The 25,893-nt window shown below is 65.3% G+C and carries 16 protein-coding genes and 1 tRNA gene; 12 read left to right on the top strand and 5 right to left on the bottom strand.

Features of this window, described 5'->3' with window-relative positions; all coding sequences use genetic code 11:
- Positions 1-4 precede the first annotated feature (4 nt).
- The 4 genes from ACT6UX_RS01405 (at position 5) to ACT6UX_RS01420 (ending at position 4,395) form a co-directional block, all read left to right on the top strand.
- Entirely contained in the window at positions 5-1,021 is a 1,017-nt protein-coding gene (locus ACT6UX_RS01405) for a zinc-dependent alcohol dehydrogenase family protein (protein ID WP_444773350.1), read from the top strand.
- 347 nt (positions 1,022-1,368) lie between these two features.
- On the top strand, positions 1,369-2,364 hold the full coding sequence (locus ACT6UX_RS01410) for a zinc-dependent alcohol dehydrogenase family protein (RefSeq protein WP_444773678.1): 996 nt from the start codon (positions 1,369-1,371) through the stop codon (positions 2,362-2,364).
- A 163-nt stretch (positions 2,365-2,527) separates the two neighbouring features.
- Positions 2,528-3,376, top strand: coding sequence for an alpha/beta fold hydrolase (locus tag ACT6UX_RS01415; RefSeq protein WP_444773351.1), 849 nt, complete (start codon positions 2,528-2,530; stop codon positions 3,374-3,376).
- A 14-nt stretch (positions 3,377-3,390) separates the two neighbouring features.
- Entirely contained in the window at positions 3,391-4,395 is a 1,005-nt protein-coding gene (locus ACT6UX_RS01420) for a zinc-dependent alcohol dehydrogenase family protein (RefSeq protein ID WP_444773352.1), read from the top strand.
- Between the two features lie 25 nt (positions 4,396-4,420).
- Here the strand turns inward: ACT6UX_RS01420 and ACT6UX_RS01425 are convergent, their stop codons facing one another.
- Positions 4,421-5,332: a helix-turn-helix domain-containing protein gene (locus ACT6UX_RS01425; RefSeq protein WP_444773353.1), complete on the bottom strand. Its 912-nt coding sequence runs from the start codon at positions 5,330-5,332 to the stop codon at positions 4,421-4,423.
- A 436-nt stretch (positions 5,333-5,768) separates the two neighbouring features.
- Here ACT6UX_RS01425 and ACT6UX_RS01430 point away from each other — a divergent pair, with 436 nt between their 5' ends.
- The gene (locus ACT6UX_RS01430; RefSeq protein ID WP_444773354.1) at positions 5,769-9,089 is read left to right on the top strand and encodes an AAA family ATPase; all 3,321 of its coding nucleotides are present in this window, start codon (positions 5,769-5,771) and stop codon (positions 9,087-9,089) included.
- A 167-nt stretch (positions 9,090-9,256) separates the two neighbouring features.
- Here the strand turns inward: ACT6UX_RS01430 and ACT6UX_RS01435 are convergent.
- Positions 9,257-9,333 (bottom strand) — tRNA-Arg (locus tag ACT6UX_RS01435).
- Positions 9,334-9,779: 446 nt separating this feature from the next.
- Here ACT6UX_RS01435 and ACT6UX_RS01440 point away from each other — a divergent pair.
- The 4 genes from ACT6UX_RS01440 to ACT6UX_RS01455 all read left to right on the top strand — a co-directional run bounded on the left by ACT6UX_RS01440 (position 9,780) and on the right by ACT6UX_RS01455 (position 16,485).
- Positions 9,780-10,214 carry a hypothetical protein gene (locus ACT6UX_RS01440; RefSeq protein WP_444773355.1) on the top strand — a complete coding sequence of 145 codons (435 nt, stop codon included), beginning with the start codon at positions 9,780-9,782 and terminating at the stop codon, positions 10,212-10,214.
- Positions 10,215-10,733: 519 nt separating this feature from the next.
- Positions 10,734-11,900 carry an NHLP bacteriocin system secretion protein gene (locus ACT6UX_RS01445; RefSeq protein WP_444773356.1) on the top strand — a complete coding sequence of 389 codons (1,167 nt, stop codon included), beginning with the start codon at positions 10,734-10,736 and terminating at the stop codon, positions 11,898-11,900.
- Positions 11,897-13,678: an ATP-binding cassette domain-containing protein gene (locus ACT6UX_RS01450; protein ID WP_444773357.1), complete on the top strand. Its 1,782-nt coding sequence runs from the start codon at positions 11,897-11,899 to the stop codon at positions 13,676-13,678. The genes ACT6UX_RS01445 and ACT6UX_RS01450 overlap by 4 nt, the downstream gene beginning before the upstream one ends.
- Before the next feature lie 2 nt (positions 13,679-13,680).
- Positions 13,681-16,485: an NHLP bacteriocin export ABC transporter permease/ATPase subunit gene (locus tag ACT6UX_RS01455; RefSeq protein WP_444773358.1), complete on the top strand. Its 2,805-nt coding sequence runs from the start codon at positions 13,681-13,683 to the stop codon at positions 16,483-16,485.
- Positions 16,486-16,498: 13 nt separating this feature from the next.
- Here the strand turns inward: ACT6UX_RS01455 and ACT6UX_RS01460 are convergent, their stop codons facing one another.
- Together ACT6UX_RS01460 and ACT6UX_RS01465 are read right to left on the bottom strand one after the other, a co-directional pair.
- Positions 16,499-18,406: an ABC transporter substrate-binding protein gene (locus ACT6UX_RS01460; protein WP_444773359.1), complete on the bottom strand. Its 1,908-nt coding sequence runs from the start codon at positions 18,404-18,406 to the stop codon at positions 16,499-16,501.
- An 8-nt stretch (positions 18,407-18,414) separates the two neighbouring features.
- Positions 18,415-19,683, bottom strand: coding sequence for a glycosyltransferase (locus tag ACT6UX_RS01465; protein WP_444773360.1), 1,269 nt, complete (start codon positions 19,681-19,683; stop codon positions 18,415-18,417).
- Between the two features lie 78 nt (positions 19,684-19,761).
- Between ACT6UX_RS01465 and ACT6UX_RS01470 the strand changes: the two genes are divergently transcribed.
- From ACT6UX_RS01470 to ACT6UX_RS01480, 3 genes are read left to right on the top strand one after another with little or no spacing between them, the layout of a single operon-like run.
- On the top strand, positions 19,762-21,732 hold the full coding sequence (locus ACT6UX_RS01470; RefSeq protein ID WP_444773361.1) for an SPASM domain-containing protein: 1,971 nt from the start codon (positions 19,762-19,764) through the stop codon (positions 21,730-21,732).
- Positions 21,729-22,607, top strand: a complete 879-nt coding sequence (locus ACT6UX_RS01475) for a phytanoyl-CoA dioxygenase family protein (protein WP_444773362.1) — start codon at positions 21,729-21,731, stop codon at positions 22,605-22,607. The genes ACT6UX_RS01470 and ACT6UX_RS01475 overlap by 4 nt, the downstream gene beginning before the upstream one ends.
- 32 nt (positions 22,608-22,639) lie before the next feature.
- Complete coding sequence (locus ACT6UX_RS01480) at positions 22,640-23,812, top strand: glycosyltransferase family A protein (RefSeq protein WP_444773363.1); 1,173 nt, start codon at positions 22,640-22,642, stop codon at positions 23,810-23,812.
- Positions 23,813-23,822: 10 nt separating this feature from the next.
- Here ACT6UX_RS01480 and ACT6UX_RS01485 read toward each other — a convergent pair whose 3' ends face one another.
- Positions 23,823-25,793 (bottom strand): carbamoyltransferase family protein, encoded by a 1,971-nt coding sequence (locus tag ACT6UX_RS01485; RefSeq protein ID WP_444773364.1) that lies wholly within the window; start codon positions 25,791-25,793, stop codon positions 23,823-23,825.
- Positions 25,794-25,893 lie beyond the last annotated feature (100 nt).

The following is a 25,893-nucleotide window of genomic DNA, read 5'->3' on the forward strand; positions in this document are numbered from 1 at the left end:
CAGCATGTCCGACACAATGAAGGCCGCCGTCCTGACCCGCTTCGGCGGTCCCGACGCGTTCGAAATTCAAACCCTTCCCGTCCCTTCAGTCCGCTCGCGGCAGGTTCGCGTCCGCGTCCACGCCAGGGCGATCAACCCGCTCGACTATCAGATCCGTCGCGGCGACTACCCCGATTACGTGCCACTGCCGGCGGTGATCGGTCACGACGTCTCCGGCGTCGTCGAGGCCATCGGCGCGGATGTAACCGAGTTCGCCCCCGGCGACGAGGTGTACTACACGCCGAAGATCTTCGGCGGCGCCGGGTCCTACGCCGAGGTCCATATCGCCGACGTCGATCTCGTCAGCCGCAAGCCCCGCAACCTGTCGCACGTCGAAGCGGCGAGCCTGACGCTCGTGGGCGGGACCGTCTGGGAGGCCTTCGTCAGCCGCGCTGGCCTGCGCGTCGGCGAGACGATTCTCATCCATGGCGGTGCGGGTGGCGTCGGGACAATTGCAGTTCAGGTCGCCAAGGCCATCGGCGCACGGGTCATTACGACGACACTCGCCAAGGACCGTGATTTCGTCCGTGCGCTCGGCGCGGACGATGCGGTCGACTACACCTCCACCGATTACGTCGACGCCGTGGACTCGCTCACCGGCGGGCGCGGCGTCGACGTGGTCTTCGACACGATCGGCGGCGACACGCTGACGAGGAGCCCGCTCGTGCTTGCGCCACTCGGGCGCGTCGTCTCGCTCGTCGATATCGCGACGCCGCAGAACCTCATCGAGGCCTGGGGGCGGAACGCGTCCTATCACTTCGTCTTCACTCGCCAGAACCGCGGCAAGCTAAACGAGTTGACGAACCTCGTTGAACGAGGACTCGTGCGGCCGGTGATCGGCGCCGTCCTCCCCCTCGAACGCCTCGCGGAGGGGCACGAAGTTCTGGAAACGGGCTCGCGCCGCGGGTTACGAGGGAAGGTCGCGATCGATATTTCGGGCGACGCGGAGACGATTGAGCCGCCGCTCGTCGCCGCAGCCTGATCTTTTCGGACGGCCCGAGGCTGGCCCAGGCCCCTTCCCCTCCCGGGGGCCAGTATGGTCATGGAACTCGCGATACGGCACGCCCGGCCGGGCAACGGGCCCGGCCTCGCGAGCGCTTTCAACAAGGCCCGTCCCCTTCTTGACGCCGCGACCGACCATCGCCGCCACAGTCTCGTCCCGGCAATGGACGAACGGGGAGCCACCTCGATCTCCTGCTGAGAGCCGGGCTCGTCACCACCACGTGGAGAGGCGTGTGCACCTACGGCAAACCTGACGAGGCCGGCATTCGCCGGTTTGCCGAGGCGGTGCGGCATACCTCGATAGACAAATATCCTGGAGGACAGCAGATGACTCAAACGATGAAGGCCGCGGTGCTCCCACAGTTCGGCGGTGCCGACATGTTCGAGGTTAGGGACGTACCTGTGCCAGCGGTCGGGCCGCGAGAAGCCCGCGTTCGCGTCCACGCGACGTCCATCAATCCGCTCGACTACAAGATCAGACGCGGTGACTATTTCGACCATGTGCCGCTGCCCGCCATCATCGGGCACGACGTCTCGGGCGTGATCGAAGAGATCGGCGGCGACGTGATGGAGTTCGCAGTCGGAGACGAGGTCTACTACACCCCGCAAATCTTTGGCACTCAGGGATCGTATGCGGAGAAGCATGTCGCCAATGTGGACCTCATCGCGCGCAAACCGAAAAACCTGAGTCACGAGGAAGCGGCGAGCCTGACGCTTGTCGGGGGAACGGTTTGGGAAGCGTTAGTGACTCGGGCGCAGATCCAGGTCGGTGAGACCGTTCTCATCCATGGCGGTGCGGGCGGCGTCGGCAGCATAGCGATCCAGATCGCGAAGGCGATGGGCGCGCGGGTCTTCACGACAGCGTCGCGTCGCGACCACGATTTCGTTTCCGGGCTCGGTGCCGATCTCGCGATCGACTACCGGGCTGAGGACCACGTCGAGGTCGTCAATCGGGCGACTGACGATGTGGGCGTCGACGTCGTCTTCGACACGGTAGGAGGCGATATATTGACGAGAAGTCCACACGTCCTTGCCCAGATGGGGCGCATCGTGACGCTGGTAGACATTCCTCAGCCGCAGAATCTCATCGAAGCTTGGGGACGCAACGCCTCCTACCACTTCGTCTTCACGCGGCAGAACCGCGGCAAGCTCGATGCACTGACCAACCTTCTGGAACGGAATCAGGTGAAGCCGATCATCGGCGCGACGTTCCCCCTCGAGCGGGTCGGCGAGGCACATGCCTATCTGGAAGCGGGGTCGGCCAACGGACTGCGCGGCAAGGTCGTCATCACAGTGAAGGGCCGCGGGAACCAAGCATCATGACGATGACTCACCGGGTTGGGTACGCGATGCCGAGGGCGCTGCGGGCCTCAGCGCTCGAGCCGCACATCGGCGCAGAACGCCTCCAAGTACATCGTCGCGGAGGCGACCTCGCCATCGGCGTTTCCAGGAACGGGCACCACGGCTCGACCGGAGGGAATCTGTCATGGCCATGATCACCACATCCGATGGCACCAATCTCTTCTACAAGGACTGGGGCCCGAAGGACGCGCAGCCATTGATGTTTCACCATGGCTGGCCGCTGAGCGCCGACGACTGGGACAGTCAGATGCTGTTCTTCCTGTCCGAGGGCTTTCGCGTGATCGCCCATGACAGGCGCGGCCATGGCCGGTCGGATCAGACCGACACGGGCAACGACATGGACACCTACGCCGCCGACGTTGCGGCATTGGTGAAGGTGCTGGACCTCCGTGATGTCATCCATATCGGCCATTCGACCGGCGGAGGCGAGGTGGCTCGCTATGCCTCCCAGGCCGAGCCCGGCCGGGTCGCCAGGGCGGCGCTGATCGGCGCGGTCCCCCCAGTGATGGTCAGGTCCGACAAGAACCCGGACGGTATTCCCATGGAAGTATTCGACGGCTTCCGCGAGGCGCTATCCCGGAACCGCGCGGAGTTCTACAAGGGTATCCCAAGCGGCCCGTTCTATGGCTTTAATCGCCCGGGCACTGAAATGAGTCAGGGCTTGATCGACAATTGGTGGCGCCAGGGCATGGCCGGCGGCGCGAAGGCACACTACGACGGTATCAAGGCATTTTCCGAGACCGACTTCACCGAGGACCTGGAAGCGATCACCGTTCCAATCCTCTTCCTGCACGGCGGGGACGACCAGATCGTCCCGATCGGGAACTCGGCACACAAGGCAATCATGCTGGTGCGGGACGGAACGTTGAAAACCTATCCGGGTCTTTCGCACGGCCTGTTCACCACGCACCCCGACGTGGTCAACCCTGACCTGCTGGCTTTCGCCCGCTCCTGTTTCCCCGAGCCGCCTTGAGAAGAGGTAAAATCATGACCGATACCATGAAGGCAATTGTCCTCGGAAAATTCGGTGGCTACGACGCGTTCGAGCTGCGCGATGTTTCCATTCCGACACTCCGGCCGCGACAGGTACGGGTGCGCGTCCACGCCACCGCCGTCAATCCCCTGGACTATCAGATCCGCCGTGGCGACTATGTCGACTATGTGCCGCTCCCCGCGGTCATCGGTCACGACGTTTCCGGCGTCGTGGAAGAGAGGGGAGTTGACGTGAGCGAGTTCGAGATCGGCGACGAGGTTTACTACACGCCCAGAATCTTCGGCGGACCCGGCTCCTATGCGGAGCAGCACGTTGCCGATGTCGATCTCGTCGCCCGCAAGCCGCACAACATCAACCATCTGGAAGCTGCCAGCCTGACGCTTGTCGGAGGAACGGTCTGGGAAGCTTTGGTGACCCGTGCCCACCTTGCCGTCCACGAAACGATCTTGATCCACGGCGGCGCCGGCGGTGTGGGCACTGTGGCGATCCAGCTTGCCAAGGCGATGGGCGCGCGCGTCATCACGACCGCGCGCTCCAGAAACCATGAATTCGTACGTTCGCTCGGAGCGGACGAGGCGATCGACCACACCTCCGACGACTATGTTGCAGCCGTGGCGGACCTGACGCATGGGCAGGGGGTCAATGTCGTGTTCGATACCATCGGCGGCGACACCCTGACGAAAAGCCCGCTCGCCCTTGCGGATGCTGGACGAGTGATCAGCATCGTCGACATCGCACAGCCGCAAAACCTGATCGAGGCGTGGGGCAAGAATGCCGCCTATCATTTCGTGTTCACTCGGCAGAACCGCGGCAAGCTCGACGCGATCACAACCCTTGTCGAACGCGGCCTGATCAAGCCGGTGATTGGCGCGATACTGCCTCTGGCTCGGATCGGCGAAGCGCATGAACTGCTCGAAAACGGCGGATCGCGTGGACTTCGGGGTAAGGTAGCGGTCGATGTTGCGGGTCAGACCGTGGCACTTCCCACGCCGCATTAGACGCTTCGGCAGGGCGGCGGCAGATTTACGGCAGCGCGATGGAGCACACCGGATCGCGAACGGCCCGACGATAGTCGGACGGGCTCAGGCGCATGTGCTTGAGGAAAACCCGGGCGAGGACCTGGTTCGACGAGTAGCCGACCTCCAGGGCAATTTCCGTGATCGGAAGGTCCGTCATCTCGAGGAGCTCGCAGGCTTTCTCGACCCTCAGTCGCGTGAGGTAGACGCGTGGCGGCACCCCCAGGCTCTGCTTGAACATGCGGGCGAAATGGAAGGGCGACAGCTGTGCCTCGGCCGCCAGCTCGTCGAGGCTTATGTCTTCCGAAAGCCGCACCCGCATCAATTCCAGGCAACGACGCTCCGCCCACGGCGCGAGCCCTCCGCGCCCCGAAACAAGCGGCGAGCCGGCCAATCGGCAAAGTTCGGCCAGTATCTCGCACCCGGCTGCTTGCGCCAGCAGCCGCGATGGCGCCCCCTCTACGTCACTCAGAGCCCACAGATCCCGGAGCGCTGATCGAATGACTGGGGAGTCGAACATTCGGCCGTAGATTTGGGAAAGGTCTAGAGAGAAGTCGCCATTGGCGGCTTCGTCGAGCATTTTCTGCCACTGCGCCAAGGGAAACATCAAGCTGCAAAGGTGACGACTGGCTTCCACAACGGCAAAAGTGGCGAAGTTCGGCGCAGCCAGAGTCAAATCCCCCTTTCTGCTCGTGACATCGAAGCGCCCGCCTCCCAGGTCGCCACTGACACGGCTTCCGCCGATCAGGTCGTGATGCAAGACGATGCCGGGCAGAGCTGGGCGCGAGACGTCCCCGGCCGGGCATGCCATCTCAAGAAGATCGAGAATCCCGCCCGGTGATTTCCTTCTACGGACAACGGATGCCGGTCGGCCCTTGCTGTACCACTGGATGGCAGGCGAGCAGGCAGGCACGGTCATTGCTGTGTTTCCTATAGAATGGCAAACGCCTCGATCTGAGCGCACGAATTCATCTGTCCCATCGTCGTTCCCACAGTACTTTTGGGGGCTACCAGACGAATGAGCAGGTTCTCAGGTCAGCGCTCACGTGACAACCGCCCGACAATTTTTGCCGCAAGATTGGCACCTATGGTGCGGCTTCCAGTCCACTCCTCACACAATCGCGAGGCCTGGGTACCTCGGCCGGTTTCGTCTACATCGCCTTCATCACCGACGCGTGCGCACGGCGGATCGTCGACGGGCGCGCGTCACGACCCGCGAAAGGCGCAGGTCCAGATACATCTGGCCCGCGTGAGACTGCTGCCTCGGCTGCCTTGAACAGCATGATTGCGCTATACTTCAGGACTGAAGGCAAGACAGGCGGCGCCACCTATGCAGTCGTGGAAGTAAGCGGGGCATGTCCGGCATCGCCGACTGGCTGACGGGACTTGGCCTGGCCAAGCACGTGGAATTGTTCCACGCCAACGATATCGACCTCGACGTGCTACCTTCACTCAGCGAGGAGGAGTTCAAGGAACTCGGCCTGTCGCTTGGCGACCGCAAGCGACTGATGAGGGGTATCGCTCAGCTCGCCGCGACCGCCCAGGCGGCTGCTGAAGCGAAGCCAAGCGTGGAGGAAGCACCGGCCGCGGAACGGCGTCAGCTCACAATTGTCTTCGTCGACCTTGTCGATTCGACGGTGCTGTCCCGAGCGCTCGATCCGGAAGACCTGCGCGACGCGATCCAGGGCTACCACCACGCCGTCGCCGCCGCGATCCGTGAGGCCGGCGGGTTCGTGGCCAAGTTCATGGGCGATGGCGTGCTGGCCTACTTCGGTTATCCGCATGCCACCGAGGACGCCGCTGAGCGCGCCGTCCGCGCCGGCCTCCACGTGCTTGCCGCCGTGAGGGCACTGCCGGCGGCCAACGGCCACAGGCTCGCGGCACGCGCCGGCATTGCGACAGGCCCGGTGGTCGTAGGCGACGTGATCGGCGAGAACATCGCGCGCGAGGTCAATGTCGTGGGCGAGACGCCCAATCTCGCGGCACGCTTGCAGGCCGTCGGACCGGTCGACAGCATCGTCATCGCCGGCTCCACGCGTCAGCTGATCGGCGATCTGTTCATACTCGAAGTTCTGGAGCCGCAGCGCCTCAAGGGCTTCGCCGAGCCCGTGCTGGCTTTCCGGGTGCGGCATGAGCGGTCGGGGCTCAGCCGCTTCGAAGCAACGCGCAGCCTGTCGCAAGCGACACCCTTCGTCGGCCGAGCGCTGGAAGTCGGCCTGCTGCTGGACCGCTGGCGACAAGCCGAGGCCGGCGATGGGCAGCTGGTTCTGCTTTCCGGCGAGCAGGGAATCGGCAAATCCCGAATCACCGACGCTCTTTGGCGCTCCGTTGCCGAGGGCGACAATCATCGGATCCGCTTTCAATGCACGCCCCAGCACAGCAACTCGCCGCTCTATCCGGCAATCACCTACCTCACGGCGACGAAGAAGCTCAATGCGACCGACGACAATGAAGCGCGTCGTGAGGCCGTGCGACAGGCCATGCCAGGCCTCAGCGGCGACCAGCAGACGGTGATCGCCGGCCTGCTCGGCGTGCCGCTGCCCACAGGCTCGGAACTGCGCAACGTGACGCCGGCGCGCAAGAGGTCGCTCCTTCTCGACGGGCTGGCCGACCATCTCATGGCGCTGAGCCGCGCGAAGCCTCTTCTCTGGGTGATCGAGGACGCGCACTGGATCGATCCGACGACGGAGGAGCTGATCAGTCGCGTGGTCGACAGAATACCGTCGCATCGATTGCTGGCGGTCGTCACCCATCGGCCGGACTATGCGGCGCCGTGGACCGGCAGCGTTGCGGCGACCCAGCTTCCCCTCAACCGCCTGTCGCGCGGCAATGCCACCGCCCTGCTGGAAGGTCTGGCCGGACGGTTGACGATTCCCCCCGAGGCGGTGGACTACGTCATGACCCGGGCCGACGGCGTGCCGCTGTTCATGGAGGAGCTGTTCCAGGCGCTGCGCGAGTCTGGGGCGCTTCGCGAGGCCGGGACGACATACGAGTTCGCACGGCCCCTCGACGCGACCGCGATACCCGCGACCTTGCAGGATTCGCTGATGGCGCGACTGGATCGCCTCGCGCCCGCCAAAGCTGTGGCCCAGTTCGGCGCCGCGATAGGCCGCGAGTTCGAGCACTCGCTGCTGCAGACCATCTCGGGCATGCGGCCTGATGCGCTCGCCGAAGGGCTTGGCCAATTGCTGTCCGCCGGCCTGGTCCTGTCGCGCGGCGTCCCACCCGACGCGACATACATCTTCAAGCACGCGTTGATCCAGGATGCCGCCTATGCCTCGCTGCTGCGGCGGCCGCGGCAGGAGGTGCATGGCCGTATCGCGGCTGCCCTGATCGGACGCGCGCGGGACAAGGCTCCCGAGCTGATCGCCCACCACCTGGAATCAGCAGCCCGCCCCGACGAAGCCGGCGAGTGGCTGGAAACGGCGGGCGACCACGCCGCCGCGGCGTCAGCCGGTCGTGAGGCGATCGACTTCTGGCGTCGTGCATTGATGTCCCTGACTCAAGAAGCTCCGCCCGACAGGCAGCGGATCCGCATTCGGCTGATGCAGAAGCTTTCGTCGGCCCTTACTCACGTCGAGGGCTACCGATCTGCCGCCGCTTTCGAACTGGGAGAAGCCGCACTGGCGGCCGCGCTCGAGCTGGGCGACACCGAACTGTATATCCGCGTCTGCACGGCGAAGGCTTCGACACTGCTCTCCCGGCAGGATTTCGCGCGCGTGAAAGGCGAGCTCGATCAAGTTCCCCCGGATGCCCTGGCGCGGGTCGACACCACGGCTCGCATGGACTTCCTGGGCATTCGCGGCGTCGTCCATGTCCATCTTGGGGAGTTCATTCCGGGCATCGCCGACCTCGGTACGACATTGGACATCGCAGGAGATGACGTCGAACCCGACACGTCGTTCGGCGGGGGCGACGTCAGGGCGATAGCGCCGAGCTACCTGTGTCGAGCTCAGTATTGTGTCGGCGCACTGGACACTGCCCTGCGGCGCGCAGAGGAGGCACTGTCAAAAGCCCGACAGATTGGCCATCCTTACTCAATCGCCTGGACCATGACCACGCTGGGATGGATCCAAAGTGCCTGGGGAAGGTTCGAAGCGGCCATGGAGCTATTCAACGAAGCCATGGCCATCTCCGAACGCTACGGATACGTGGGGCGCCTTGGCGAGGCGCTGGCCTTGCGGGCCACGGCTCTCGCGGGTCGCGGCGCCTTCGATGAGGCAACCGACAGTCTCGAGAAAGGAATGGACTACTGGCAAAGCGGCTCAGGTGACTTCTCTCTCGATTGGATGCGCCTCGAACCCGCTAACATCCTTATCGAGAAGGGCCGGATCGATTTGGCGCGCCCGTTTGTTGTCCAGGCGGGTGACTTCTTCTCGGCCTCCCCGGAGCGAGGATACTACGCTGAGTTCTTGCGCATGGACGGCCTGCTTCGGCTGGCCGACGGCGACGCCGCGGCGGCACGTCGCCGCTTCAGTGAGGCCATCGTTTGCGCGACGGAGCAATCGGCCGGCTTGTTCCGGCTGCGTGCCAGCCGGGTGCTTGCGGATCTTCTCCTAGCGTCAGGCGACAGGGAGGAAGCTCACCGCATCCTGGCGCCAGCCTATGGCGGCATCACCGAAGCACTCACGGCGCCCGACATGGTCAAGGCCAAGACGTTGCTGGACACGTTGTGAAGCTGACGCAAGAACACTAGCGGACGGGTGCATCACAGCCTCCCCTCACCGCGGGCACCACCTAATCTTTTCAACAATGAAAATTGGTGCACCGGCGTAGACCGCCACGAAAATGGCTTGAGATCATGGCGGTGATCGTTCTCTCTTTTGACCTCGCCAGCCGGTTTTGGCGTCCCCGAGAGGATTCGAACCTCCGACCTCCGGTTTAGGAAACCGCTGCTCTATCCGGCTGAGCTACGGGGACGTAGCGTGAGGACTAGCAAAATAGGAGCGCTCTGTCAGGATTTTCCGAAGTTTACTCGATCAAGGCGGGCGATCCGTCCACAGCGCCACTGTGTTTGTCAGGGACGTTCGTCAGGGACTTTGTTCCCGTTTCTCTCTACAGAAGGCGACCCTGGCTCAGAGCGGCCAAGCCGTGCTGATGCGCCTGCCGCCACGAGCACCGCGAGGCGGCTTGTGGCGCCCTCGCTTTTGCGCTCCGTCGCCAAGACCGCCTGTCCCGGCCGGTGCATCCGTGGGGATCGCCTCGACGACATGGTCCTGGGGCACCTCTCCGAGCAACTGTTCGCAACGGACCAGCTGGCCGAGTTACTTGCTCCAGGGCCACATGGTCCATGCGAAAGAGGCCGCGCTCGTCAGCGCGAAAAGCTCCGCCAGACCCGCGATCCTGCCGGTCCCGCTGATGCCCCCGTGTCCAGATTGCTGTCGCTCGTCGAGAGCGGCGTCATGGAACCCGACGCACCGGAGCTGCGGGAACGCCTGGTTGCCCTCCGCTCGCATAAGTTGAAGCTGGGCCGCGACATCTCCCGCCTGCAAAAAATTTTGCAGATCGGCGAACTGGAGCTGTCGTCCGAGAAGCTGAAGACCTTGTCGATGGAAATGCGCAAGCGCCTCGTCGAGAGGCCGCCCGAGCTGCGGCAGGCCTGCATGCGGTTGTTGCTGGAAAACGTCGCGGTCGACCACGACAGCATCCGGCTCGAAGGCTCCCCGGTCATCCTGGAGAAGCGCGCGCGCCGGGGACTGTCAAAGGCGTCTCCCGAAGTTCGCTCTTCTTGCCGAGAGCGGCGTGCCAGCGTGGGCAAAGGAGAGAACTGGAAGCATAAAATTCGCAGGCAGCGGCCGTGACTACGCCTTCCCGATCCGAAGTCATGACAGCACACCGTCCAGCGGATCAGCTCATGGTGAATTTCGATCGAGACCGAGACGGCGCGAGGATTGCGCGCGGCAGCACTGTCTCGACTTGAACTGGCTTCCCAGCGAACAAATTACGGCGCATGAAGAAGATCGCTCCATCCGTTCCAGACCACATGGGTTAATGACCAGCTTGGCCGCAGCCCGCACTTGCTGACTGGGGCGATTACGGCGTCGAGCGGTTTACCTTCAATGGGCACCGGCCAAGGAGGCCCCTACATGGTTCCTTGCTGGCGTCTTCTTCTTTGAACTCGATTCAAACTGAGACAGTGCCCCGCACGGTACTCCCTTGTGGACTACCGCGTGCATGAAGTATTCCCAACACATGTCTAGTAGTTCTCCGACTATGCAGGTTTCGGACGACTCCGCGTGAGCGCACCCGTGCCGAACCGTAGCCCTGAGACGTCCGGCTTGCTGGCGGAGAGAATCGTCCTGATCCCTCCGGCGATGCGAGTGCTTGCCGCTGCGACGACCATCGTCGTGCTGGCGGCGCTCGTCTGGGCGGTCTTCGGATCGGTGCCGACGCACGTCGAGGGAAATGGTGTCGTGCTGGCCGATCGGCAGGGCAACTTCGCCATCGCCGCGACCTCTGGCGGACCGGTCATCGAAGTCCTCGTACGGCCCGGTGACGAGGTCAAGGCTGGCGCCCCGGTGGCGGTAATCGAGCAAAGGCTCCTCTCGGTGCGCAGCCAGAATGCGACCGCTGAACTGCAACACCTCGAAGCCAACCTCGCCACCCTCAAGGCGGCGCACGCCAAGCAGATCGAGGCCAGCGAAGAAGGCGTGCGGCGCCAGATCGAGGCGATCGAGGAACATGTCACCAAGAACTCGAAGCTCCGCGACCGGCTGGAAGACCTGGTGGCAAGCTATCGCAAGCTCCGCGACAAGGGCATGATCACGGAGACCCAGGTGATCGCCAAGCAGGAGCAATACGACCAGATCGCCTTGTCGCTGGCCGAGTCGGGCGCCAGGCGCGTCGCGGTGCAACTGGCGGCCGAGACCAAGCGCGACGACTTGCTCGAGAGGCAACGCCTGCACCAATTCGAGATCGACCTAAAGAAGGCGGAAATTGATCGCCTTAAGGCCGAGATGGCGGTCGGGACGACTGTCACGGCGCCAACCAGCGGCATCGTCCGCGAGGTACGGATCGGCATCGGTGATGTCGTGACCCCCGGCGAGGTCGTGGCGACGGTGGGACAGGGCCGCGACGGATACTTCCAACTCGTTGCCCTGCTCAAGGGCGACGCCCGCAAACGAGTCGTCGCCGGCATGGAGGCGCAAGTCGTGCCCACCAGCGTCAAGCGGCAGGAGTATGGTTCGATGAAGGGGCGCGTGGTCCGCGTCTCGGATGAGGACGTGTCGGATAGGGACGTCGACCGCATCCTGCACAATCGCCAGCTCACCCGCAGTCTGTTCGGCGGGCAGGAGGCGCTGCTCGCCCACATCGAGCTGATGCCAACCGCGGAAAACGCCAGCGGCTTCCAGTGGTGGAGCGGCAACGGCCCGCCCTACAAGATCCCGTCCGGGACCGTCGCCGGCGTCGACATCATCGTCGAGCGCGTGCGGCCGATCACGCTCGTGATCCCGGCGCTGCGCAAGCTCCTCAGCATCGACGGATGAGCCAGACATCCTTACCGAAGCTGCCGGTGAAGCAATTGGACCGGCGCGCGGCGGGCCGAGGGTTGGTGGCACGGCTGCGGGCTCGGCTCGGCAACCTTTACGGTGTCGTCGCTTTCATCGCCTGGATCAGCGTCATGCTGGTCGTCCCGGGCATCATCCTGCCGGGCATGACGGCGGTGTTCGTCGACAAAATCCTGGTCAATCACTACAGCGACTGGTTGGGGCCCATCCTGCTCGGCCTCGCGGCGGCATTCGCCCTGAACATGACATTGCGATGGCTGCAGGGCATGGCGCTGCTACGGCTTGAGATGCGTCTGGCGCTGGAGCAGTCGGCGGCGTTCCTGCAGAGCATCCTGCGCCTACCTGTCTCATTCTTCGGGCGGCGCACCGGCGGCGACCTCGTCAGCCGCATCGAATCCAACGACCGGGTCGCCACGCTGATCGCCGGCGACCTGGGCAACACGGCCGCGAGCTGCATGACCGCCGCCTTTCTCGGCATCGTCATGCTTTCCTACGACGTGGTGCTGGCCGCGATCGTGCTGGCGAGCAGCAGCCTCAACCTGGTGCTGGTGGCGTTCCTGCGCAGATCTCTGGCGGACACCGCGCTGGGCTTGCAGACCGAGCAGGGCCGGCTGTTCGGTATGTCGATCATCGGCCTCCAGGCGATCGAGGCCCTGAAGTCGAGCGCCGGAGAGAACGCCTTCTTCGTCCGCTGGACCGGACTGCATGCCCGCGTCGTCAACGCCGAGCAGCGGATGGCAGTCTACCAGCTGGTGATGAGCCAAGTGCCCATCGTAATCCTCAGCCTTACCTCAGCGGCGGTGCTGGGCGTCGGCGCCCTGCGGATCATGGACGGCCACCTGAGCGTCGGCGGGTTGGTGGCTTTCCAGGGATTGCTGCTGAGCTTCGCTTCGCCGCTGCAGCAACTGGTCGACGTCGCCGGCAAGGTGCAGCAAGCGTCGGCCGACCTGACGCGACTGGACGAGGTCCTTGAAAACGGTCCGGACTGGCGATTCGCCGCCACGGCAGCCGCACCGGCCGACGCGCGCGCCTCCGGCTCCGTGTCGATGCAGGACGTCAGCTTCGGCTACGACGAAGCCCTCCCGCCGTTGATCGAAGGCTTCTCGCTCGAGGTCGCGCCGGGCCAGTGGGTCGCTCTGGTCGGCGGATCAGGTAGTGGTAAGTCGACGCTTGGGCGCCTGATCACCGGCCTCTATCAGCCCCGGTCGGGTCGCATCCTGATCGACGGCTACTCACTGCAGGACTGGGGCCGCGAGCGGCTGGCCGACATCGTCGCATCGGTCGACCAGGATATCCGCCTGTTCGGTGGAACGGTGCGCGACAACATCACCCTTTGGGACGAGACCGTCGACAACGATCGTCTGCTGGCGGCAGCCGACGATGCGGGCCTGACGCCAATCGTGCAGGCCATTACCGGAAATTTCGAGGCAGTCATCGAGGAAGACGGGCGCAATCTCAACGGCGGCCAGCGGCAACGCATCGAGATTGCGCGGGGTCTTGTCAGGGAGTCGGCGATCCTCGTGCTCGACGAAGCGACGGCCGCGCTCGACGCCGACAGCGAGCATCACATCCTGCAGGCGATACGCCGCCGTGGCATGACCTGCATCCTGGTCGCCCACCGGCTGAGCACCATTCGCGAATGCGACGAGATCGTCGTTCTCGATCGTGGCAAGGTGGTGGAGCGGGGAACGCACGCGTCGCTGATGTCGAAAGCGGGCGCCTACGCACGCCTGGTTCTGGCAGAGCAAGCGGCCTGAACATGACGGCCTCCAACCCAATCGACCGGCGATCTCTCGACCTGACGACCCTTGCCACGCCGGGAACGATCGGTCGGCCGGGACGGCTGTACGGCTCGGTGCGCGATTCACGGGGGCTATTCGGACGACGCTACTTCATTGCCTCGCTGCCGGCGGGCGCCGCCGTCTTCCCGCTCGCGGCCCCGGGCGTGGCCTTCGTACTGATCGAGGAGGATGGCTCGCCAGACGGCCCCTGGTTTGTCGCCGGCATCCCCCCGTCGCCAACGATCGAAGCCTGGTATGGCGCGCTCCTGGCCTCGCCGGGCGCAGTCTCGGCCGACTCCTCCGCTATCCCGCTGGCGGCGGGCGAGAGCCGCGCGCTGTCGAAGGGTGCCACGGTGACTGCGCGGCAGGTGCTATGGCTAAAGGCTGACCGGCCGGCGCTACGATACGCGAGCCCAATCGATAGCGAGACCGCGCCGCCCCTGCCACTGCTGGTATTGGCCGATCAGGTGACCGCGACGACAATGGACGAGGTCACGGTACAGGCTGTCGCGACCGAGGCCATCTCGGGGTCCGCTCCGGAACTCCTTACCGCGCCGTTGGTCGCCATTGCGGCGCAACTCGGCCGGCACCTGCTAGCTCACGATGCCATGCTGGAATCGCGGCCCATCGAACGGCGCGCCCGGGACGAAGCCGGCGTCCGAACGGCCCTGCGGCGGCTGGGCGCGGCGGCGTCCCTGCGTCCGGTCGCTGCGCTCGTCACCGACCGGGCGGACGACCCGCTGTCCCAGGCACTGGCCGCGATTGCGCGGCACGAGGGGATCAAACTCCGGGATGCCGGCCGGGCGACGCCCACGGCAACCCTGCTCGAACGCCTCGAGGCGGTGGGCGACGCCAGCGGCTTCCGGGTTTGCGAGGTCGCCCTCGAGCCCGGTTGGTGGAAGAAGGAAAGCGCGCCCTTGATCGCGCGAACGAAGACCGACGACCAGCCGCGCGCCGTACTGTGGCGACGCGGCCGATGGCGGCTGGTCGAGGCGGTTGGCGGCCGGGAGACAGTGGTCGATGCCGCGGTCGCCGCCCGCCTCGCGCCAGTGGCTCTGACGATCCACCCGACCCTGCCCGAACAGGCGACACCAATGGGGGTCGGCCGATTCGCCTTCTTCGGCACGCGCCGGGACATTCGTCACATCTTCTTCGGAGCGGTCGGCTCGACCCTGTCGGCCTTCCTGATCCCCATAGCAACCGGCGCCGTGGTCGGCGTCGCAGTGCCCGACGCGCGAACCTCGCTGCTGATCGACATGATGATCCTGCTGGTCGCGGCGGCGATCGGCAATTCAGGCTTCCATGTCGTGCGCGCCATTTCGATGATCCGGCTGAGCTCAACCGTGGATCGCCGTCTGCAACCGGCGGTGTGGGATCGCGTGCTGCGGCTGAACACGTCTTTCTTCCGCCGCTACACGGCGGGCGACCTGGCTGCCCGCATCATGGGCATCGACACCGTCAGGCGCATGTTGTCGGGCCACAACCTCAATCTGCTGATCGGCAGCACGTTCGCGCTGACGAGCCTCGGAATCATGCTGATCTACGACGCTGCCATGACCGCTTTCGCGGTCGGCTACGCGCTGGTCGCGGCGGTCATCCTGTTCTTACAGGGACGCCGGAAGATGCGGTTGGACGCCGTCGTGCTCGCCAACAAAGGCCTCGTCACCGGCCTGCTGATGCAGATCCTCGGCGGCATCGCCAAGCTGCGGGTCGCTGCCGCGGAGGAGCGCACCTTCGCGCGCTGGTCGAACGCCTTCACCGAGCAGCGGGCAGCCAACGGCAGGTCGGGTGCCGTCCGCGCCTGGGACGTCGTGATTTCCACCAGCCTGCCGATCCTCGGGACGCTGGGCGTACTCGCCATCGCCGGTGGCGGCTCCCATCCGATCGATGTCGCCGCCTTCGCCGCCTTCAACGGCGCCTTTGCCCAGTTCACCGCGGCGATCGTCAACCTCGCCACGGTAATGAACGCCGCAATCGGCGTCGGACCGTTGCTGGCCCGGGTGCGCCCGATCTTCGATGCGCCGCTCGAGGTCGACGGGCGGCGTAGCGATCCAGGCCGCCTGAGCGGCCAGTTCGCCGTGCGCAACCTTTGGTTCCGCTACGCCGACGACGCACCGTGGACGTTGCAGGACATCGACTTCGAGGTCCGTCCCGGCGCCAGCATTGCCTTCGTGGGCACGTCCGGCTCCGGCAAGTCGACGCTGCTGCGGCTGCTGCTGGGCTTCGAGAAGCCGCAGCGCGGCGGCATCTTCTATGACGGCAAGGATCTCGGCACACTCGAATTGCGCGGCGTGCGGCGCCAGGTCGGCACCGTTCTCGAATCGTCCGGCCTGATCCCCGGGACCCTCTACGAGAACATCTCAATGGGCGGCTGGGCCACGCGCGAGCAGGCGATGGAGGCGGTCCGGCTGGCCGGTCTCGAGGACGACATCGCCAACCTGCCGCACGGACTCGACACCATGGTCACCGAGGGCGGTGGCCAACTGTCGGGTGGTCAACGCCAGCGCGTGATGATCGCCCGGGCACTGGTCGACCGGCCGCGGCTGATCATGTTCGACGAGGCAACCAGCGCCCTCGACAACCGCACACAGGCGATTGTCGGGCGCAGCCTAGAGGGGATGAACGCGACCCGCCTCATCATCGCCCACCGGCTGAGCACGATCCGTTCGGCCGACCACATCATCGTGCTGGAAGCCGGGCGGATCGTGCAGCAGGGCAGCTTCGACGCGCTGGTCGGTGAGGAAGGACCTTTCCTGCGTCTCGTTCGCCGGCAGATCCTGTGAACCGGAACTCGGTTCAGGAATCCAGCCAGAACGTGTCGGGCCGGTAGACGCCGAAGTAGCTTCCGGGGTCCCAGGCGAAGAGTCCGTCTTGCGGCACATTGCGTACTTTCGCGCCGACCACGATGGGCTGCGGGAGGCTGTTCACGGTTCCGATCGTGAAGACCTGCCCGGCGGTGGCTTCGAGAATCCGGTGCCAGGCCCGTCGCCGACCGGCCTCGTCGGACGCCTGCTCCCATGCCCGCACCTCGTCGAGCAGGCCGCTCGCCTCCGGGACATCGCACGGTTCGCCGAGCTTCCCCCGGGACGCGAAGAACAGCCCCCATTTGGGCCACTGCAGGCCGCCCTGCATGGTCGGCGCGTACTCTCTAGGACTCGACGCACCCCCGGGCACGGCGTTGAACAGCCCGCCATAGGCCGTCATGACCGCCTCGCCCGACGTAACGCGCAGCCAGAAGTTCTCGAATGTCTGAGGCTTGACCAGCATGCCTACGCCGACCCGGCGCCAGTGCTCGCCGATCAACTTGAGAGCGTCTGCCTCCTCCGTCTGCTCGCTCTGGCTCTCGACCACAACCACCAGCGGACGCCCATCGGGCAGCCGGCGAAGCCGGTCGGCGCCGCGCACGGCCAGTCCCATCTCGTCGAGCAGCGCCGCCGCGGCCGACGGATCATGGCCGGCCCATCGAGTCGCGTACTCGGGCCTAAACAGGGTCGAGCGCGGCAAGACGGTGTTGTTGGAGGGCTTTCCGAGTCCCAGCCAGACGGCCTCGTTCAGCTCCGCCCGGTCGATCGCCATCGAGAGGGCGCGGCGAAAGCGGACGTCGCGCAGGACCTTGCGCCACTCGGGATCGTTGGCGTTGAAGTTGGGATACAGCGCGAGCTGCGAACCGGTGCCGGATTCCCAGAGCCGCACCGTGAATCTTGACGTCTTCGCCCCGTTCTGCAGGAAGGTATAGTCACGCAGTTTGAGCCAGCGAGCCTGCAGATCGGATTCACCGAGGCCGGAGCGCGCCGCAATCAGGGTTGGCGTCGTAACGACAAAGACGAACCGATCGACATAGGGAAGCTGCTGCCCACGTTCGTCGACGCGGTGATAATAGGGGTTGCGCTCGAAGACGTAGCGCTGAGCCGGCGGTGGCGTCGCCAGCACCCAGGGATTGAGCGACGGCATACCCGAGACGTCGTTGGCGAACATCGCGTCGAGCCGACGCCGGAATGGTCGCACCCAGCCGCGCCCGCCCTCTTCGGCCGGCGCCCCACCGCCGTACTTCGGATGGAACGGCCTGAAGTAGTGCGCCGGCACAAAGAGGAAGAGCGGGGCGGCCCGCGCCTGGCTCTCGACGAAGTAGGGATTGGGCGAGTCCCAGCTGAATCGGACGGTGAGGTCGTCGACGAAGGTCACGCGCGGCGGCCGGCCATCGCTCAGCAATTCGTTAGGTGGACCGGAAGGCGACAGCTCGGGATTGTTGGCGACGTCTTCCCAGTAGAACCGGAAATCCTCGGTGGTGAACGGATGGCCATCCGACCACCGGTGGCCGGGTCGCAGCCTGAAGGTGAAGTCGCGGCCGTCGTTCACCTCCCATCCCTCGAGGATGTCGGGCACGAGCGCGCGGGCCGAATCGTAGACGATCAGCCGGGCGTAGCTGTAGATCGTCATCAGCACGTTGTCGCGAGTGCCCGTCACCAGCATGGTGAGTTGGCCGCCCGGACGGCCCGGCCCGTCGTTGCCGGTGAAGGTCCTGACGATCAGCGGCGCGGCCGGAATCCGCTGACCAACCGGTGGCAACATCCCGGCCGCCACGCGATCGGCAAACAGCGGGGTCTCTCGCAGCACGGCGAGCGGGTCGGCAGCGTGCGCGACCCCGGTCAGAGGGCCGCTCCAGGAACCGAGCAAGAGCCTCCCGAGGAAGGCACGCCGATCCATGCGAACCCTCAGGCCGCCCGCGCGGACAGGGGCGAGAGGATGATCTTCTCCTCACCGAAGTTGCGCACGACTTCGCCGCAGCCGATACGGCCCTCGTTGAGGACAAGGCGGCCGTTCGCGATGTTGTCGTCGCTGCGCCGCTTGTTCACCCAGACGCTGCCCTCGCCCCCCACGTGCTCGCGGCCGAGCTCCCGGTAGTGCAGTTCCCTGCTGCGCTCGACGTCGTCGTGCGGGATGCAGCGCGCGTACCGCGGTTCGATCGACTGGCAGCGATATCCTCTGCCGCGCAGGCGACGGAAAAGGTCCATGTCGTCGTAACCCCAGCCGACGTGCGCCTCGTCCATGCCGCCGACATCGAGGAAGGTCGATTTGTATAGGGCGTATCGCCCGACGCACCCTTCGTCGAAGGCCACCATGAACTCGTCGCCTTCCAACCGGCAGCCGATCAGGACGTTGTCGGGCTCCACCTGTTCGGCGAGGTAGGAGGCAAAACCGCGGCCGGTAAAATTGTCGGCATCGACGACGCAGACGATGTCGCCGCTGGCGAGACGAAGCGACATGTTTCGGGAATGGGTGGCGTGGAAGTGCGTCGGCTTGTCAGTAAAGTAGTAGCGCAGCCGGCCGCTGGCGATCTCGTCGCCGAGTTCCCGCTGGACCCAGTCGCCAAGGCCATCGCTCGAATTGTAGTCGAGCAGCACGAACTCGAGGTCGGGATAGTCGCTATTGTCGGAAATGTTTTGCGGCAAGGTCTCGCGCACGTGGTGCAGCCGGTTCCGGCTGGTGGTGCACAGCGAGATCCGGCGCGAGGGCCGCGCCCCGATTCGCAGGCAATGCTCCAGCCAGTGCGGGCCGACCTTCACCGCACCCCAGAAGAGGCGGCGACCGCGGCCGTCGAGGCCCTGCGACACGAAGCGAGCGACGGTCGCCCCGGCGGCATCGACGATGAGCAGCGCCAGGCCGTCGCGTTTCCAGGAGCCGGCCAAGCCATACGGGTCGGGCTCGACCGCGACCGTCCCATCCGGCTGGCCGACGACACGCGCGACTAGGCTACCGCCAGCATCCAGCAACTCGAATGCCTGTTGCAAGTGGACGCCATCGTTTTGAAGAAGAAGCATCATGGCCGTTTCAGTCCCACCCAATTCCCTTCGCGTCACCAGGAACTCCAGTTCCCCGTGCCGCGGAACATTGACCGCAGCTAGTGTCGCCGTCGAGTATAGCTGCCTCTGTTGACTGAACTTTTTCCTGCGCCGACAATGAGAGATGACCGGAGAATACATGCTTAGCATCGGCGATTTTCAGCGCGCTTGTGTTTCCCTGAAAAGTTGTCGCACCGGCGATCCGGCCTCGTGAACGGCATGTCCAGTCCTCGGGAGGAGGCCGCCGCGCCGCGCTTGTCTTTTTTCACCGTCTGCATGGGACGGCGTCATCATCTGCAACAGACCCTCGCCCGGAATCTCGCCTGGAATGCCGACCATCCCAGCCTCGAGTTCGTGATCCTGGACTACGGCTCGCCCGACGACGTCGCCTCCTGGCTCCAGGCCGAGTTCTCCAGCGAGCTCGCGTCGGGAAGACTCGTCTACTACCGCTACGACCACGCCCAGTTCTTCAGTTTCAGCCATTCGCGCAACATGGCCGCGCGGCTGTGCGGCGGCGAGGTGATCGGCAACATCGATGCTGACAACTTCACTGGTCCCGGATACGCCCGCTACATCGACGAACGGATGCAGGACAACGACCTGTTGGTCGGCTGCGATTTCGCCGATGGCGTGTTCTCGCCGATCGTTGGCGACCATGGCTGGACAGGCCGCATGGCCACCCGGCGCCAGGCCTTCCTCGACTCCGGCGGTTACGACGAAGACATGGTGGCCTGGGGCTACGAGGACCTCGACCTCTACAATCGCATGTGGCAGCGCAAGTACAGGTGCGCGCCGATCGACCGACGCTTCCTCGATTGCATCCAGCACGAGAATGGCGAGCGAATCGCGTTCACCCGGGTGAAGGACATCGGCCGCGACTGGGGCTCGACCAAGGGAACGCTGCTGGAGCATTTCCAGCTCAGCGTCGAGAAGATCGCGCGCGGTGAACTGGTCGCCAACCGGGGACGGGTGGGCATCGGCCGCGTCCGCCAATTGAATGTGGAGGAGGCCGTGCACCTGAAACCGTGGATATCGGCGGAGCCGGCACGCAACGACCTGCGCGAAGAGAACAGCAAAATTATCGAGCGCGAGATCGCCAATGGCATCGCGACCATGCGCGGCGTTCCCAACATCCTGTTCCTCGAACTGACGCGGCGCTGCAACCTCGCCTGCAGCATGTGCCGGTCCGGCATGATGACCGAGCGCAGCCTGGACATGAGCGAGACCGTGCTGCGCCGAATCGAGGAAGACCTCCTGCCCACGGCGCGTGTCGTGGACCTGCGTGGCTGGGGCGAAAGCCTGCTGCGGCGTGATTTCCTACCCATCGTCGAGCGCTTCGCACAACCCGGGGTCCAGCTCCGCGTACTGTCCAACGGCACAGTTCGCAGCAAGTCCGACGTCTGGCAGCACCTGATGCGCCACGGCACGTGGGTCGGCATTTCGGTGGACGCCATCGAGAACGGGCTGCTGCAGGAACTACGCGGTTGCGACATCGAGCCGATCGAACAGGCGCTGAAGACGCTCGTGCATTGGCGCGACGTCTATGGCAACGATCCGGGCAACGTTTATCTGACGGTCACAGTCAGTTCGCGCAACCTTGGCAACCTCGAACAGCTTCTGCGCTGGGCGCACGACCTCGGCGTCGGCCGCGTCCACATGATCCCGATCGCCTGCTGGCCCAGCGATCCCAAACACCTCGAGCACGTCGAACCGGCGATCCCACCGCTGCTCGAACGGCTACGGGAACAGGCGAACGGCTATGGCATAACGCTGCAGCTTGGCTCAGCGATGACCACCAACCTCGTGCTGAAGGATCGCCTTCTTGATCGCTGCATCCACCCCTGGATGTATACCTATATCACCTATGCTGGCGATGTCGGCTTCTGCGATCACCTGATCGGCCGGGACGACCTGACATCCGGAAACATCCTCGAAAAGCCCTTCGAAGAGATCTGGAACAGCGCGCCGCTGGTGTCGCTGCGCGCGACCCACCTCGCCAAGCGCGAGGACCATCCCTACCATGAGCACTGCAGCTGGTGCTTCAAGAACAGGTACGCCGACTTCGAGCATGAGATCCGGCCAGAGCTGTCGTCCATCCTCGTGACGAACTCGACAGTGTCCTCGTTCCGGCCCGATGCGCCGAGCGAGACGACCCGCGAGGCGCAGGTCACGGCAAAGGCGCAGGCATGACCGGACTGGACGAAGACGTCTTCCTGCCGGAGGACCTCGAACATTTCGAGACCCACGGCTACGTCATCCTGCGCGATGCCGTGTCGCCCGAGCAGGTTGCCGCCGCAACCGCGGCGATCTGGGACTTCCTTGGCATGGACCCCGGCCAGCCAGACGACTGGTACCGCCCGCCCCACACGCCAGACGGCCTGGTCCACATGCACCAGCACCAGGCATTCTGGGACACGCGCCAGGCGCCGCGCGTCTATAATGCCTTTCGCCAGTTCTGGAAGACGCCGAAATTGTGGGTGAGCCTCGACCGCGCCTCGATGAAGCCGCCGGTTAGCCCCAACCATCCCGAGTGGGACTATCCTCCCTTCCTCCACTGGGACCTCGACCTGAGCGAAACGCCGATCAAGTTCGGGCTGCAGGCCGTGCTCTGCCTGTCCGACAGTACGGCCGATCACGGTGGCTTCCACTGCATCCCGGGCATGCACCGCGAGACCATCGAATGGTCGAAGACCCCGCTCGACCAGCGCGACATCGGCGCACCGCCGGCCTTCGACCTGTCGCGGGTGCGAACCATAGAGGCTCGACCTGGCGACCTCATCGTCTGGCATCGTGCCCTGCCGCACGGCGCGGGTGTCAACCGCAGCAACCGGCCGCGACTGGCGCAGTTCATCTTGTGCGCCCCGGCCGGCCACGAGATCTCCGACCAGCACTCGGTCGACGACCCCAAAGTCGAGATGTACGACCAGTTGCGCCGCCAGCGGATCGCCCAGTGGGAGCGCCGCGTTGGACCGTCGGGCCTCGGCCTCGATCCACGCGAACTGGGGCCACCCGCTCACCTGACGCCGCTCGGCCGCAAGCTGCTCGGGCTCGATCTTTGGGATTGACCACCACCCCGCGCCTGTAGCGGCGGATCGAGATGCGCGCTCCCTCTGTCACCGTCATTATCCCAACCTGCAACAGGGCCCACTTCATCGGTGAGACCCTGGACAGCGTGCTGGGCCAGACCGTCCCGCCCGCCCAGGTCATCGTGGTCAACGACGGTTCGACCGACACCACGCCGGAGGTCCTCGCCCGCTATGGCAGGCGCATCGAGGTCATCGACCAGACCAACAGCGGCCGGCCACGCGCCGTAAACCGGGCGATTCCCGAGGTTCGTGGCGATTATCTGTGGATCTTCGACGACGATGACCTCGCCGTGCCGCAGAGCGTGGAGCGCCACCTCGCGGTGCTGGAGGCCGAGCCGTCGGTCGACTTCACCTACGCGGGCTGCATCATCCTGCAGACGCACCCCGACGGTCGGACAGAGGAAAAAGGCCCGCTGCCGATGCCCGAGGTCTCGGCCGACGAGGCATTCTCGCGCCTGCTCGAACAGAACTTCATGCAGCTGCAGGCGATGCTGGTCCGCACCCGGTGCTACCGCGAGATCGGCCTGTTCAACGACCGCCTGAACCTGTGCGACGACTACGACATGATCCTGCGGCTCGGCCGCCGCTTCACCGGCCGGCGTCTCGACGCCCCGACCTTCCTGTTCCGCCAGCATGCCGGGTTGCGCGGCCGGCCCGGCGCCTTGTTCCCGGCCGAGCATCGCAGCCGCTACTGGGTGCTGGAGAACCGCGACATCCATCTGCGCCTCCGTGCCCAGCTCGGGCTGGGCGAGTACCTGCCGCGCAGCCTCGGAGCGGGAGAACTCGACGGCAAGAGCCGCCGCCGCGCCCTGCTGCAACGCGCCTGCGTAATGGCGCGTCTGGCATTGTGGCCCGAAGCGCTGGCTGACTTCGAGGAAGGCCTGGTCAATACATTGCCCGGCGAACCACTCACCGCCCTCGAGCGCGATCTCTGCCGCCGGGCGCTCGGCAAATTCATCCGCTTCGACCTCGCGATCGAGGGCCTTGTCGATGAGCCGGCGCCGGGCCGCCGGTTCGGCGACATCCTCGCCCGCTCAGACAATGGCGACGCGCGTCGTCTCTTCGCCGGCGAACTGTCCCGCTACGGCTGGGCGCGGCTGCGCCAGCGCGAAGTGAAGCGCGGGATGCGGGCGCTCGCGCTCGCGCAACGGGTCGGCGGAACCGGAGGCCTCTTCCCGACCTGACTCGAAACGCTCAAGCCGCCGGCGACAGGCTGACGATCCGGCTGTTCCACAATGCCAGCAGTTCATTCAGGAGCGCCGCCTTGTGCGCCTCGAGCCCCGTCGCGGCGGCGCGCTCCGCGACCGTCGCGTCGCCCAGGCTCGACAGCAGCCGGTACACCTCGGCCGAAATCGGCCGCACTGTCGGAAACGATGTCTGGCGAATCTCCCAGGCCGGCCTCGGCCCCGGTCGGTGCCAGAGCTGGAAGAGCGGCCTGAGCTTCAGCCGATAGGTCCACAGCGGCTCCACCGTGTCGGTCCGCTTGGAGACCAGGAAATCGTCGATCACGAGGTGATCGAGATCGGTGCTGACGAAGCAGGCCAGCGCATCCTCGACCGAGCTCACGATCGGCTCGGCCTGGTTGTTGAAGGAGGTGTTCAGCACCATCGGCACGCCGGTCCGGTCGCCCAGCGCGCGGATCAGCGACCAGTAGCGCTGGTTGTGCTTGCGCGAGACGGTCTGCACCCGCGCCGTGCCATCGACGTGGGTAATGGCGCCGAGCTTGTCGCGCCAGGCCGGGCGGACGTTGGCCGTGAAGACCATGAAGGGCAGCTTCGTGACCCGGCACGGCAGATCGAAAAACGTATGCAGTTCCTCCTCCAGCACCGACGGCGCGAAGGGCTGGAAGTTGTCGCGCTTCTTGATGACGCTGTTGATGCGCTTGGTCGCGGAGGCGAAACGGGAGTCGGCAATGATGCTGCGGTTACCGAGCGCTCGCGGGCCGAACTCCATCCGCCCCTGCGCCCAACCCATGATGGCGCCGCTTTCCAGCAGGCTGGCTGCCTCATCGAACAAAGGCCCGATCCTGCGGGCGGTCACGACGTCCTGCCACTTGTCCACTATGCGCTCGACCTCGTCGGTCGACGGCAGCGCCGTGCCCCAGTAACAATGTTCCATCTGCGGCGACGATGGACGGTCGGCTTGCGTGGCCGAGTACAGCGCCGCGCCCAGCGCGCAGCCCGCGTCGTTCGAGGCCGGCTGGACGAAGACCTCGTCGAACATGTCCTTGAGCAGAAGCTTGCCGGTCATGGCGCAGTTCAGCGCGACGCCGCCCGCCATCGCGAGACGCCGCTGGCCCGTCCCTTCGCGAAAGTGTGCCAGCAGGTGTCCCGCCATGTGCTCGAGCGCCTCCTGCAGCGCGGCGGCGAAATCCATGTCCTTGCGGGTGATCGGCTCGTGCCGGCGACGCGGCACGAAGTGCTCGAAGACGACGGAAGAATCCCAGCCCTGCTCGATGTTGAACCGCCCCTGCGGCAGCAGCCTGTAGAGCCCCTGGAACAGCTTCCGGTAGGGCTCGGGGTCGCCATAGGACGCCAGACTCATGACCTTGTACTCCTCGAAGGAGCCGTAGCCGATGAAGCGGATCATCCTCTCGTAGAACAGGCCCAGCGAATCGGCGATCGGCAAGTCGAGCAGGGTCGTCCAGCGGTTGTCGCGAACGTCGATCACCATGCCGGATTCCTGGTCGCCGCGACCGTCGGTCGTGACCACCAGGCAATCCGACCAGCCGGACAGGTGATGCGCGGACGCAGCGTGCGCGAGGTGATGCTTTACGAGGTCGAGTCGGCCGCGATATTCGGCGCCGACGGAACGGGCCAGCGAATCGCGCAGCACGGATGAGGGATCGGTGTCGACGAGATGGGGATTGCCCATCGACACGGCGGTGAGCGCCCCCCGCGCATGCCGCTCGCCCGTGTAGTAGGAAACGCAGTCGACGTCGCCGATCCCGATGCCGGCCTCGGCGAGGCAGGCGACGATGGCCAGTTGGGGAAAGCGGCTCGTGTGCTTGTCGCGGCTCAGCCGCTCTTCCTCGATCGCCGCGACCACCGTCCCTTCCTTCAGCAGGACCGCCGCCGCGTCGTGCCACCACGACTGGTCGAATGAAACCAGATCCTGGGCGAGAAAGGGAGAACCGCTGATGCCCAAAGTATACAAGGTACACACCGTCGTTGCCGGCTCGGCCGGGTAGCAAGGACGATCATCTTGTAACGAGTCTCAGTGGCGCAGCAAGAATTATACCCCCATGATGTTAGCGCCGCCGCGA

This window comes from Reyranella sp., assembly GCF_052439685.1.
Classification (GTDB): Bacteria; Pseudomonadota; Alphaproteobacteria; order Reyranellales; family Reyranellaceae; genus Reyranella.

What these genes read in the sequence shown, in the direction of transcription:
- ACT6UX_RS01405 (WP_444773350.1), top strand. Translation starts at nt 5, where the DNA reads ATGTCCGACACAATGAAGGCCGCCGTCCTGACCCGCTTCGGCGGTCCC.
- ACT6UX_RS01420 (WP_444773352.1), top strand. Translation starts at nt 3,391, where the DNA reads ATGACCGATACCATGAAGGCAATTGTCCTCGGAAAATTCGGTGGCTAC.
- ACT6UX_RS01480 (WP_444773363.1), top strand. Translation starts at nt 22,640, where the DNA reads ATGCGCGCTCCCTCTGTCACCGTCATTATCCCAACCTGCAACAGGGCC.
- ACT6UX_RS01410 (WP_444773678.1), top strand. Translation starts at nt 1,369, where the DNA reads ATGACTCAAACGATGAAGGCCGCGGTGCTCCCACAGTTCGGCGGTGCC.
- ACT6UX_RS01470 (WP_444773361.1), top strand. Translation starts at nt 19,762, where the DNA reads ATGTCCAGTCCTCGGGAGGAGGCCGCCGCGCCGCGCTTGTCTTTTTTC.
- ACT6UX_RS01460 (WP_444773359.1), bottom strand. Translation starts at nt 18,406, where the DNA reads ATGGATCGGCGTGCCTTCCTCGGGAGGCTCTTGCTCGGTTCCTGGAGC.
- ACT6UX_RS01450 (WP_444773357.1), top strand. Translation starts at nt 11,897, where the DNA reads ATGAGCCAGACATCCTTACCGAAGCTGCCGGTGAAGCAATTGGACCGG.
- ACT6UX_RS01475 (WP_444773362.1), top strand. Translation starts at nt 21,729, where the DNA reads ATGACCGGACTGGACGAAGACGTCTTCCTGCCGGAGGACCTCGAACAT.
- ACT6UX_RS01430 (WP_444773354.1), top strand. Translation starts at nt 5,769, where the DNA reads ATGTCCGGCATCGCCGACTGGCTGACGGGACTTGGCCTGGCCAAGCAC.
- ACT6UX_RS01465 (WP_444773360.1), bottom strand. Translation starts at nt 19,683, where the DNA reads ATGTATTCTCCGGTCATCTCTCATTGTCGGCGCAGGAAAAAGTTCAGT.
- ACT6UX_RS01455 (WP_444773358.1), top strand. Translation starts at nt 13,681, where the DNA reads ATGACGGCCTCCAACCCAATCGACCGGCGATCTCTCGACCTGACGACC.
- ACT6UX_RS01415 (WP_444773351.1), top strand. Translation starts at nt 2,528, where the DNA reads ATGGCCATGATCACCACATCCGATGGCACCAATCTCTTCTACAAGGAC.
- ACT6UX_RS01425 (WP_444773353.1), bottom strand. Translation starts at nt 5,332, where the DNA reads ATGACCGTGCCTGCCTGCTCGCCTGCCATCCAGTGGTACAGCAAGGGC.